8 protein-coding genes and 1 tRNA gene are annotated in these 12,282 nt (G+C 57.0%); 3 read left to right on the forward strand and 6 right to left on the reverse strand.

Going from position 1 to position 12,282, the window contains the following annotated elements:
• Nucleotides 1-14 precede the first annotated feature (14 nt).
• The 5 genes from D8M41_RS08905 to D8M41_RS08925 form a co-directional block, all read right to left on the reverse strand.
• Nucleotides 15-1,013 (reverse strand): DUF4232 domain-containing protein, encoded by a 999-nt coding sequence (locus D8M41_RS08905; protein ID WP_161970779.1) that lies wholly within the window; start codon nt 1,011-1,013, stop codon nt 15-17.
• Nucleotides 1,013-1,333 carry a 2Fe-2S iron-sulfur cluster-binding protein gene (locus tag D8M41_RS08910; protein WP_006887635.1) on the reverse strand — a complete coding sequence of 107 codons (321 nt, stop codon included), beginning with the start codon at nt 1,331-1,333 and terminating at the stop codon, nt 1,013-1,015. Before D8M41_RS08910 ends, D8M41_RS08905 begins: the two co-directional genes overlap by 1 nt.
• A 568-nt stretch (nt 1,334-1,901) precedes the next feature.
• Nucleotides 1,902-3,059, reverse strand: coding sequence for a hypothetical protein (locus tag D8M41_RS08915; protein ID WP_126926832.1), 1,158 nt, complete (start codon nt 3,057-3,059; stop codon nt 1,902-1,904).
• 2 nt (nt 3,060-3,061) lie between these two features.
• Entirely contained in the window at nt 3,062-4,366 is a 1,305-nt protein-coding gene (locus tag D8M41_RS08920; protein ID WP_126926833.1) for a hypothetical protein, read from the reverse strand.
• Nucleotides 4,367-5,069: 703 nt separating this feature from the next.
• A tRNA-Arg gene (locus D8M41_RS08925) sits at nt 5,070-5,142 on the reverse strand.
• 472 nt (nt 5,143-5,614) lie between these two features.
• Between D8M41_RS08925 and D8M41_RS08930 the strand changes: the two genes are divergently transcribed.
• From D8M41_RS08930 to D8M41_RS08940, 3 genes are all read left to right on the forward strand, one after another.
• Complete coding sequence (locus D8M41_RS08930; RefSeq protein ID WP_126926834.1) at nt 5,615-7,465, forward strand: phosphoenolpyruvate carboxykinase (GTP); 1,851 nt, start codon at nt 5,615-5,617, stop codon at nt 7,463-7,465.
• A gap of 484 nt (nt 7,466-7,949) precedes the next feature.
• The gene (locus tag D8M41_RS08935; RefSeq protein ID WP_023134489.1) at nt 7,950-8,426 is read left to right on the forward strand and encodes an RrF2 family transcriptional regulator; all 477 of its coding nucleotides are present in this window, start codon (nt 7,950-7,952) and stop codon (nt 8,424-8,426) included.
• Between the two features lie 397 nt (nt 8,427-8,823).
• On the forward strand, nt 8,824-9,993 hold the full coding sequence (locus D8M41_RS08940) for an FAD-binding oxidoreductase (protein ID WP_126500542.1): 1,170 nt from the start codon (nt 8,824-8,826) through the stop codon (nt 9,991-9,993).
• A 771-nt stretch (nt 9,994-10,764) separates the two neighbouring features.
• On the opposite strand, the gene D8M41_RS08945 is transcribed toward D8M41_RS08940, so the two are convergent.
• A complete protein-coding gene (locus D8M41_RS08945) occupies nt 10,765-12,168 on the reverse strand; it encodes a phosphomannomutase/phosphoglucomutase (protein WP_126500541.1) in 1,404 nt (467 codons plus the stop codon).
• Nucleotides 12,169-12,282: the final 114 nt, after the last annotated feature.

Here is a 12,282-nt window from a genome sequence, read left to right on the forward strand (position 1 = left end):
GTGCCGCTGCGTGGCTAGGCGCCGAATTGGCCCACGAAGAGCTGCGGCACGTTAGTGCACGTGTCCTGGTCGAAGTCGAAAGCGTACCCTTTACCCGACCCGGGCAGCCACACGGTGAGCTTAGGGGAGTTCTGCACCACACAGTTATCGCCGTGCGATGATGCGCTCACGCGCCGCATGGCGGCTGTGGTGGTCTCACCCGACTGGAGCACCACCCCGGAGGGGTTCATAAGGTTACCATCGAGTTGGGAAGATATGCCCATAATGCTGCTGCCGTCCGTGTTGGTGTGCGCCACATCCGGGTTGCCTTTCAGGCGGCAGGGTCCGGCAGAGACATTGGTGAACGACAGGGTGTACTGCTGCGACCCGGCGGTTGAAGGGCCGGGGGTGAGCGATACCGAGACCTGGTTCTCGGTGCATGCCTGCGCACGGCTCACAAGTGTGCCGCCGCTGGATTCCTCGCTGGAGGCCCCACCGCTTCCGCCTCCTGCGGGCTGGGCGGCGGGCTCTTGCTGAGTGCTGGAGCCGCTTGAGCCGCCGCTGCCGCCTGAGGAGCTGGAGCTGCCTGAAATGCGCCCCGAACTGCCTTGTGAGCCGCTTCCTTGCTGTTTCTTGGTGCCGGAAGAGCTGGATGAAGAGGAGGAAGAACCACCTTTTTCGGTGCGTTTACCGCCGTCTTTTTTCTCCCCGTTGGTGCCGCCTTTGTCGGAGTGCTCATCGGATGAGCCGGGCGACTCTTCAGAGTTCTGGTGCTCTTTCTCGTCTTCTTTTTTCTTGTCGTTATTGTTTCCGCCGTTGACCACGTTAATGTCGCCGGGCGCGACCGAGCCTGAGGGGTTAGCTGAGGCATTGGGGGAGGCGATGGTGATGGTGCCGGGGGAGACACTCGCACTGGCCTCGTTCTGAGCCGGTGCGTTCTGCGTCTGGTTGGTGTCGCTGGAGCCGCATCCGCTCAACGTAAACGCGCACAGTAGCGCCGTGGAACAGATGAGAGTCCGTGCCGAAAGTTTCATTACATTGCCGCCTGTAAGGTGATGGACGCGCCGTCCATATCTGGGGTGTATTCTACCTGGCAGCATAGGCGGGAGTATTCGTTGGCTACATCGTCAACCATATCGAGTAGGTCAGCTTCTGCGTCTGTACGCTCGCCGGATGCTGCAATATGTTCGGGGTCAATAAAGGCGTGGCAGGTCGCGCAGGATGCGTTCCCTCCGCAGGTTGCCAACACCGGGAAACCGTGGGAAAGAAGCGATTCGAGTAGGGTGTGGTGTTCTTCCCACTCGACCTCACGACTATCGCCGGTCTCATCGGTTACCTTAATCATGACGCCCATGCGTTCCTCCTGTGCGTTTGTGTAGATGCATATCCATTCTATGCGTCAGGAGGGGTATTAATCGCCTTCGAGAGGCGAATTATGGGGGTGCAGTGGCGGACATTATAGCCTCTATAAAGTTGCTATTGCCTTACTAACACTAGGCTTAGCCTACCCCAAATCAGTGGTTATTGTTAGGCGTCCTCCACGGAACATTTCACAGTATATCCCCATTGTGCGCACCGTGTGAGCCACACATTCGGCGTGCACCAAGGTCGCAGACAAAGCCCGCCTGCCCCGGTGCTGTCCAAGCGGTGGGTGGGCTGGCGTGCGGGAGCGTTTTCCAAAAAGCCCGTGACAGGCACAAAGACCCCAGGGGTGCCCGCCGGGTGAGGCGTATGGGCTGTGGGGCACCCCATAAAACCGCCGCTGGCGCCCCTTCTGATGAGGGGCGCCAGCGGCGGTATAACGTGAGGCAATACACGGGCCATATTTGCAATATGCGGGCAAAAGATTCAAAGACGCACCGGCCCGCCACACCCCGCACCTACAGCAGAGCCTTTACGAAGGCTGTAACTGTATTGGAGGGTCAGAGCCTTTCGTGCCTGGGGGTGGGTTCACCGCGGCGCGTGTACTCGGGCCGGTCCCGTTTAAGGTTAACCCCGAACTCGCGGCGCATATCGCTGACCGAGTTCTTGTACCAGCGCTGACTATCGGAGGGGGTCACCGGCATGCTCACGCTCTTGCCGGGGAACGCATCATGAGTGACTTTGTAGTGGGTCTTGCCGTGCTCAACCGTGAACCCGTGGGTCTCAAGCAGTTTAATGTAGCTGGGCATATCGTTCGGGATTTTAACGCCGCGCTGGGCCTTCTGCCCGCTGAGCCGGGGCTGGTTGTGCGGAGTGGGCCGAGTACCCGGTGAGGCAGAGGCCTCCGCCACACTCAGGATGGTTTTACGCGCCGAATCGACGATCACCTCGTACCCGTTGAGCCAGTACCCGGTGCGGGCGCTGTGCCCAGGGACCGCTGACACCTCAGAGTCGATACTCTCCAGCACCAGAATCAGCTCTTCTTCGCGCAGCCCCAAATCCTTCATATGCTGCTCAGCTGCCTCGGCCAGCGAGTATTTGCCGACCATCCCATCGTCAATTTTCCGTAGCGACATAACGGCTGAGCTATTGTGGGTGAGCACCACCCGGTACCCCAGTTTTTTGCTGGTGTACACGGGCACCTCGTACCCGTTGTTATGGCTGGTGCTGTATTCGGCGTCGGGGTCGTTGATAATGTCTAACAGCAGCGCATACCCCAGGTTTTCCCGCATCATATAGTGTTTTAGCCCGGGGGTCACCCCGTAGTTGCGGTCTTCCTCGGGCACGCCCGCATAGAATTCCTCTTCAAGGGACGCCCAGTGGGCTTCCTCTTCGGCGCGTTCTTTTTCCACCTGGATGAGGGGGGTCAGCTGAGCCTTAGGCATTTTAATGGCGGAGGGCGTGGGCACCGCCGAGAACGTATTGAGTGCTCGCGGGTGCTGCTTGGCGAAGAGCGTGGCGATCTGCGGGAGCACCTCAAAATACAGGTTGAGCAGGTCGGCATCCAAAACACGGTCTTCGGTGAGGGCGCTGCGCCCGGCGGGGGAGAGAAGGTCCCAGTCGCCGTCATCGTCAGTGTAGGTGTAGGTGGCGTAGGGGGCCATCTTCTGCAGCGCTTCGTAAAGTTCTTCGGGCACGTCGAGTGTGTAGCCGGCCATGACTAGTCCTCCTTCAGGGGTTTAATGGAGCGGATGGTGCGGCCGTCTGGGGCAACGAACACTTGGTACTCGTCGTCGCTGTAGACGGTCAGCCACGAGGGGGCCGGGTCCACGCTCTTAGGTTCTTCAATAATGCGGATAACGCGGTTATACGGGATGCTGCGCATCACCATGTAGTGTTCTACGGCGGGGGCGAAAGTGTACGGCAGTTCCTCTTCGCTGGTGTCGTCTAGGAACTCGTCGTAGAAGTCACGTTCGTCTTCAACGTTCAGCACCGTGTTCGAGCTGGTGTTCAGCTCCACCCGGTAGTCGTCGTACCGGTAGTGGGTGGTCCAGCCGTTGATTTTTTCGGGTACCCCGCAGTCGATAAACCGTTTAATGTCTTCGTAGTCGAGGTTGAGCTCTTTAATGTGTTTGAGCATTTCGGGCCGGATCTCTGGGTAATTCGAGCCGGGTTCCTCCGGGCGGTGCCGCGTTTTATGCAGCCTGTGCAGCAGCGAGTCCCCCTTGGCGTCGCGCAGGTAATACTGGTCGCCGAGGGTTTTGCTGAGCCGCTCGGTATCGAGCAAATCGGTGTGTTTCTCTTGGCTCACTGTGTAAGGTGCGATAGCTTCCACCTCTTTGAGTGGCCACACCCTTTCTCCTGCCGATTCCCCATGCCGTGCGCCCCGGGACGGCTTAGTGGCGTAGTATTCGGCGATGGCTGGCGGCTTGTAGGTGAGCGGTTTGAACTTACCCGCTAGAGCGGTGGGGCTTGGGATGGGGCCAGTAGGGGTTTTCGGCTCAGCCTTGGATACTTCCGCCAGCTTCGGCAGCGGTGAGCTGGGCGGCTGCGGTATTGGCCGCGTAATATCTGGGTGGTTCCGCTGCTGTGCTTCGGCGACGGCAGGCCTTGGCGCGATGGGTGTGGGGTGAGGCGGGGTAGGGATGGGTTGTGAAGTTTGCTGTTTTTGAGGTTTTGTATCTTCGGTACGTTGATGTATTTCTGCTGAAGTATGATCGTCGGTTTTTTGGGATTTTGTATCTTTTATCTGTTGTGTAGTATCCGCTCGGGGAAACGGTGTTTCACAAGGCTCACTACGCGGCAGGAAATTTTCTTGAAGAATCGACGCCATTGTGCGTATGAGTAGTTTTGCGTCCGGCTCTAGCGGTGCGCACGGGCAGGCGAGCTCCGTTTTATGGGAATCATATACAGCCCAATGCGAGCATTTTGGGGTGGCTGGAAAAACACTAAACTTACCCAGTTGGGCGATTTCTGTGAGCTGGCGAGCTATTACTCGCGGTATGAGCAGGGTGGTTGTAGCCACTGCTACCTCCTAGGGCGTGTAGGCATACTGGTTGTATTCTTGCGTGGATATAAACTTTGGGTTGTGCTACTGTCGTCGCTGCCCTAGAGTTTTACCTCAATATCAGGACGACACCGGAAGTGGTGCTGTCCCATACACCTCGCGCCTTATCGTGATGCGAGGGCGGTATACCAAACACACTTTCCAGGGTAACTTTTTTGGGGTTCTGTGGCTATGAAATCGGCTCATAGCCAAAAAATGGTTTTTCCGATAGGTGCATAGTACGGTCTTTTTTACAGATTTGGTGGCAAAACTGTGCATTCGCCACCAATTTTTTCCTGTGTAACTGTTGCAGGTTGAGCTTTTTCCGGTGCATCTTCTTCCGTGTGCTCAGATTTTCCGCCGCAACAGCAGGGGAGGGGGGGCGGTTTCCTGGGCTGTACCGCTGCCGCTGCTCACTTCACGTTTCTTGCGGGATGATGCACTCACACCCTTTCGTTATCGAAACGTAACTTTTGACGAGGTTAAAGAAGTAAAGCCAGTACTGCACGAACTGGCGTCTCGTGAAGCAGTCGCACTTATGCGGATGGAGCACCGAACCCTTTTGCCACGCCGTCTTGCGCCTCAGAATGCGGTGGCGCTACTGGTGTTCCGCAGGTGCAGTCGTGTGTTGGGTGGGCATCAAAAAAGCCCTTCCTGATGAAGAGGAAGAGCTTTCACAGTGTGCGCCTGGAGGGATTCGAACCCCCAACCTTCTGATCCGTAGTCAGATGCTCTATCCGTTGAGCTACAGGCGCATGTTCCGTGGTTTGAATTTTTTCAATCCGTCGCGGCAACAGGTAATACTCTACGGGATTCCTTCACACACTGCAAGTTGAAATTGAGTGTATTGGCTCACAATTAAGACGGCGGTTTTCTTCCCCGGCGTACCCGCTCTGTCGAGCCGCACAATCCCCTGGGTAATCACTCCCGTTGCGGTGTTGGCGTCCTGCCTGCCTGGTGCGGTATCGCCCCAGGTCAGCGCAATATTCTGCCTCTGCGCGGCGCACGCACCGGCAAAAAATATGGGATACGCATCGCAAACACCCCAGATGTTCCACACAACAAAGGTATATGCGCTATTCTGTAAACACACGAGGGAGTGGAAAATTTCATCGGCGTGCGAGCCCCTCGGCCCTGTGCGCCGCTGTTATTTAACCGCCCCAACCAGTCAGACGCGCCTGGCCAGCGAAGGTGCCCGGCATACAAACTCAAAGGGGAATAAAGTCAATGACTGATATTTCACGCGGAGCTCTTTCCGCAGAGCTAGAAAAAGACCTGCAGAACGCACCGACCACCCATGCCGGTCTGCTTGAATGGGTGCGCGAGGTTGCAGCCCTCACCGAGCCCGACCGTATCTACTGGGTTGATGGTTCCGAAGAGGAATACAACCGACTTGCCCAAGAACTGGTCGATGCAGGCACCTTCGTACGCCTGAGCGATCACGAGTTCCCCAACTCGTATGCAGCGTTCTCTGACCCCGACGACGTGGCACGCGTGGAAGAGCGCACCTTTATCTGCTCACAGACCGAAGAAGGTGCAGGCCCCACCAACAACTGGCGTGACCCCGTGGAGATGAAGCAGACGCTCACCGGCCTTTTCAAAGGTTCGATGCGCGGGCGCACCATGTACGTCATTCCTTTTGTCATGGGCTCTTTGAAAGCGAAGAACCCCAAGATGGCGGTCGAAATTACCGACTCCGCCTATGTGGTGTGCTCGATGCGCATTATGGCAACTATCGGCAAGGATGTGCTCGCGAAACTGGACGAAACCCAGGGCTTCTTCGTGAAGGCGCTTCATTCCGTAGGCGCTCCGCTTGAGCCCGGGCAGGCAGACGTGTCCTGGCCCTGCAACCCCGAGAAATACATTGTGCAGTTCCCCGAAACCCGCGAAATCTGGTCCTTCGGGTCGGGCTATGGCGGCAACGCGCTGCTGGGCAAGAAATGCTATGCACTGCGTATCGCCTCGGTTATCGGTCATGATGAGGGCTGGATGGCTGAGCACATGCTCATCCTCAAGGTCACCAACCCTGAGGGCGTTACCCGCTACATCTCCGCCGCATTCCCCTCTGCCTGCGGTAAAACCAACTTTGCGATGATGGATCCCACCATCGACGGCTGGAAGGCTGAAATGGTCGGCGACGATATCGCGTGGATCGAATTTGATGAGAACCACCAGGCTCGCGTCGTTAACCCCGAGGCGGGTCTTTTCGGCGTGGCACCCGGCACCGGTTACTCCACTAACCCCAACGCCATGAAGGCAATCTCTAAGGGCAATACTATCTTCACCAACGTGGCGCTCACTGATGACGGCTCCGTATGGTGGGAAGGTAAGACCGACGAGGCACCCGCGCACCTGACCGACTGGACCGGCAAGGACTGGACTCCTGAATCGGGGCGTCCCGCAGCGCACCCCAACTCGCGTTTCTGCACCCCCGCATCCCAAGTGGATATGCTCGCCCCCGAGTACTACGATCCCGAGGGTGTGCCGCTGAGCGCCATCGTGTTGGGCGGTCGCCGCAAGACCACCGTTCCGTTGGTCTCCGAGTCCGACAGCTGGGAGCAGGGCGTCTTCCGTGCGGTCACCCTCTCCTCTGAGACCACAGCAGCCGCAAAGGGTGCCGTCGGCGTGGTTCGCCGCGACCCCATGGCAATGCTTCCCTTCATCGGGTACAACGCGGGCGACTACTTCCAGCACTGGATCGACCTTGGCAAGAAGCATGGTGCCGAGAACATGCCGAAGGTCTACTATGTGAACTGGTTCCGCCGCACTCCCGACGGCAGCTTCGCATGGCCCGGCTTTGGCGAGAACTCCCGCGTGGTCAAGTGGATCTTCGACCGCCTCGACGGTAAGGGTGGCGGCACGCAGACCTTCCTGGGCACCGTACCCACGAAGGAAGACCTCGACCTGACCGGCCTGAGCATCAGCGATGAAGAACTTAACGCGGCACTCGCCGTTTCAAAGGATGAGTGGGTGGCTGAGCTGCCCGGCATTGACGAATGGCTGGCGAAGTTCGGTGATAAGCTCCCCGCAGAGGTCAAGGCTGAGCGTGACGCACTGGCGCAGGCGCTTGAGAACTAAGTAACTCTTCATCCCACGCGCGGCACCTCAGCGAGAGAACAGGGCAGAAACCTGTGGTCTTGCCGAGGTGCCGCGCAGTGCGTGCGGGGCGCCTGATGGCTGCACACGCACATGACACAAAACCTTGCAGGATTGTGCCTTGGGCATAACGGCGGCACCTCGCCTGGGGTTATGCTTGTCCAGCCGGTGCCTGTATTTTTCGTATAGTGTGAAGAGCCTCGGTGCCGGATTATAAAAGAACTGTTGCGCTAAAAGGCGCGGCACGCTGGGGTGAATCCCACGCCCACGAAATTATGCGGAATATACTATATGTATAAAGCATAAAAATTGGGTGCCGGTGCAGAAAGCCGGGATGGTTAGGCAGCGGACCCTAATTTTTTTCACGGTATGGTCGGGGCTACAATTCCCACAGATGACTATGGCTAGCGCCACCTTTAATAGTTTTTAGGGTGATCTTCCAGCCCCCATACGAGAGGAGAGAACGATGCGGCTTACAGCCTTTTCAGACGTATCGTTACGCATCATGATGCTTCTCTCTGCCTTAGACCCCGATCAGAAGCTCTCTACCCAAAAAATTGCTGACGGCGTGGGAACCCCCTATAACCATGTGGCGAAGTCGGTGGCATTCCTGGTAAATCAAGGCCTGCTACAGTCCACCAGAGGCCGCGCCGGGGGTGTGCTGCTCTCGGCGAAAGGCCGCCAGGCAACAGTGGGTCAGGTACTCCGTACCACCGAGGGGGATATCCCCATGATTGAGTGCGAAGATCAGGACGGTAACTGTCCTCTCGATAGTTTCTGCCGCTTACGGAACGTGCTGGCGGATGCGCGTGAGGCATTCTACGCGGCGGTGGATGATGTGGTGATTTCGGATCTTCCCGGCCCCGCTAGGCCTGCCGGGCCTGTATTTGTGGAGCTTGGGTTGGGGCCGCTGGCTGCGAGTTTTGACCGCGAAGTTCTCTAAACCTCTTATTATCAGCGTCGTGGCGAGGTTCTGCCGCCCGGTAAGCACGGAGCCGCCTGTTATTGCCTGACCCCGTGTAGCGTGCGGCAATAAGCGTGAAACATGCAGCGACTATATGAAAAGAAACCCTGCAGTTATTTCACCTGCTGCGAACTTAAAGAAGTATTTCACCTGCGCTTCTAAGTAACCGTTAGTTATTATGCCGAAAAATATTCGTATACAACATATAAAAAGTGTGCGGGGGCAGATACATAAAACTGCGGGTATTTTTGGGCGCCCCCACCAAAAGCAGGTTCCAAGGGAGCCCTGCGTGCCCCTGTCAGAAGTGCTACCGTGTAAAAGGCTTTACGTGTAAAACGTTTAAGGCGGATTTCATCATTTACGGAAGAAGGCACCTATGCTCTCTGAAAAGTCACGTCCCATTATTGAGGCAACACTGCCCATTATCGCCGACCGTATCGGTCACATTACCCCTGACTTCTACGAGCGGATGTTCGCTGCCCGACCCGATTTGATGGACGGCCTGTTCTCCCGTTCTTCTCAACTTGAGGGCACCCAGCCGAAAGCACTTGCCGGGTCTATTGCGGTTTTTGCCTCCTACATTGTGGAGCATCCCGATTCCTACCCCGATGAGGTGCTTTCCCGCGTGGCGCATAAGCACGCTTCTTTGGGGCTGCAGGAGAAAGAGTACCCCACCGTCTACAAGTACCTGTTTGAGGCTATTGCCGCAGATTTGGGCGACGCCGCAACCGAGGAGGTCGTGGACGCCTGGAGCGAAGTGTACTGGCTCATGGCGAACGCCCTCATTAAGATTGAGAGGGGCCTGTACGCGTCCCAGGCAAATAATGTTACCCACGCGCCGTTCAAGGTTGTTGATCGCCAGGAGACCGGCGATAACGTGGTTGTGCTGACCTTTGAACCTGCCGATGAAACCCCCATGACTGAGGCGAAAGCAGGCCAGTACATTTCCATTATTACGAAGGCACGTGATGGTCTGCGCCAGCCCCGCCAATACACCCTGCTTCCGTCCGATAAAAACCAGCGTCGTATCGGCGTGAAGCTCGACCCGAACGGCGAAATGACTTCGATCATTCACGGGCTCACGATTGGCGATGTTGTCGAGATTTCCAACCCTTACGGTGACCTCACCCTGGAGGGCTTCGGCTCTGCGGATGCGCCCCTCTACCTTTTCTCAGCGGGTATTGGTGTAACCCCTATGATTAGCTTCCTCAACGAGCTGATTGAGTCCGGTTCTCAGCGTCAGGTAACCGTGGTTCACGCCGACCGTCGCCTTGATACATGGCCGCTGCGCGAGGAGATGACCGCGCTGGTTGAAAAGCTCCCGCACGGTAAGCTCGTCACGTTCATGGAGGATGAAGAAACCGGTGATTACCGCGGCCGCGTGGACATTGCGAAGCTGGGCGTACCTGCGGAGGCGAACGTATACCTGTGCGGCCCGCTGCCGTTCATGAAGGGCGTGCGTTCCGCTCTCGTGGATGCAGGTGTACCGGCGCAGAATATTAATTACGAGATCTTCGGGCCGGACCAGTGGATGCTGCGCTCATAAAGGCTGCTTCAACGCAGCCCGTGCTGGAGTATTTAGAGGCGGCTGGGTGAGCTAATAGTCGCCTTTTCAGGGATGTCTCTGTGCAAGTCCGTCTCTCGGCGTCAGGGGCGCCTCGGCCCTCTTCTGGTGCGCATCTGGATCCTGAAGAAGGTTCTTTGGAGAACATCCTGAAGCCGCTTGGGAGATCCGTCTGAGGCCGCACCGAATATCCCATGTTCAGGAGGAGAGATAAAAAATATTGGGGGCGTTGAGCCCCCAATATTTTTATTTAAGTATTTCTAAATATCCAAAGGTAAACTAAAGAAGCCCCCGTCGCGGCTACACCCCACGGAACACTTCTGACCTAATCAGCCGTGGAGGGTCGTAGTTCCGAAAGGGGGTGAGACGGAATGCCGAAAAAAGGTAAAAGCAAAATCGCTTTGGCGGCTACGCGAATTATCAAAGCCCTCGCGCAACTCGTCAAAGCGATTGCTGACCTAATCGACGTCATCGGCTAAGCCGGTGTGACGTTTCAGCGGGTTCCCCTAGCTTCGCGGTTTAGGGGTGCCCGCTATCTAATATTATACCTAAATATCAGTGGGTATATCCCTGTTAAAACTACAAAGCCCTTGTTCTGGGGTTCACGCCCGGCACGCCTACCGGGGCAAAGCGGTTCAAATGCGTTTGCGACAGGGCTGTAAGGCGATTGTATAACCCGGCACCAATAATGCATAGCAGAAGGGCGGATGCCGATAATAATCGGCATCCGCCCAAAATAGTGAGTTCAGAGAATTACTGGCGCACCAGAGCCAGAATCTCGTCGCGCACGCGCTCCATAGTGGGGGTATCCGGTGCTTCAAGGTTCAGACGTAGGAACGGCTCAGTGTTGGAAGGCCGCAGGTTCGCCCACCAGCCTTCTTCGGTGTTGGTGAAGGTGGTGCCGTCGGAGTCCTCGACCTCTACGGGCGCGCCAGCGTAGTGCGCGCGTACACGGTCCACAGCGGCTGCCTTGTCCTCAATCTCGGAGTTGATCTCACCGGATGCCACATAGGGGGAGTAGCTGGCGCTGATCTCGGAAAGTGCCTGGTGACCGCCGCCGAGGGCCGCGAGCACGTGCATCGCGGCGAGCATACCAGTGTCTGCGTTGAAGAAATCCTTGAAATAGTAGTGCGCAGAGTGCTCACCGCCGAAAATACCGGATTCTTCAGCCATGACTGCCTTGATGAAGGAGTGACCCACACGGGTTTTCACGGCGCGCCCACCGAGCTTTTCAACGAGCTCGGGTACAGCCTTGGAGGTGATGAGGTTATAGATAATAACCGGCTGCTCAATGCCTTCCGCCTTAGCACGCGCGATTTCACGCTCTGCCACGAGCGCGGTAATGGCGGAGGGGGTGACCGCGTTCCCTTTCTCGTCAATCACGAAGCAGCGGTCGGCATCGCCGTCAAAGGCAAGGCCGATGTCTGCGCCGTGCTCAACAACCGCTTTCTGCAGATCGACAAGGTTGGCGGGTTCAAGCGGGTTAGCCGGGTGGTTCGGGAAAGTGCCGTCAAGCTCAAAGTAGAGGGGCACGATCTCAAGCGGAAGCGCGGGAAGAAGAGCATCCCCCAAGACGGCGGGGGTGGTCATGCCGCCCATACCGTTACCCGCATCCACAACAACCTTGAGGGGGCGGATGCTGGAGAGGTCTACGAGCTGACGCAAGTACTCGGCGTAGGCTTTGAGAACGTCCTTTTCGGTGACGACGCCGGGATTCTCAACGGTAGGAATGGAGCCTTCGTCAAGGTACTTCTGCGCAAGATCACGAATATCGAAAAGACCGGTTTCGGAGGATACAGGAACCGCCCCGGCCTTAGCCATTTTCATGCCGTTGTACTCGGCGGGGTTGTGGCTTGCAGTGAAAGTAACGCCCGCAGCGTTCTCAACACCGCACGCGAAGTAGAGCACATCGGTTGAGATGAGACCGATTTTCTGGACGTTTGCGCCGCGTGCGGTGGCACCTTCAGCGAATGCATCCATGAATTCGGGGGAGGAGGGGCGCATGTCACCGCCCACCAGAACAGTCTGACCAGCCAGGCCGAGCACATCAACGAAAGCGGCGCCGGTTGCCTTCACGGTTTCAGCGGTAATGGTCTCGCCCACGATACCGCGAACATCGTAGGCTTTGAACGAGTCATGTAGATTGATAGTAGTCACCCCCTCATTCTAACGGGAAGGCCAACTAATATCCCTCTATAATTGGGGAAGAAACGCTGGGAATTCCATAGATATTGTAGGTTTTCCATCACTCAGTTTTAGGCCGTCAGGGCG

Source organism: Rothia sp. HSID18069 (assembly GCF_003989155.1).
Taxonomy (GTDB): Bacteria; Actinomycetota; Actinomycetes; order Actinomycetales; family Micrococcaceae; genus Rothia; species Rothia aeria.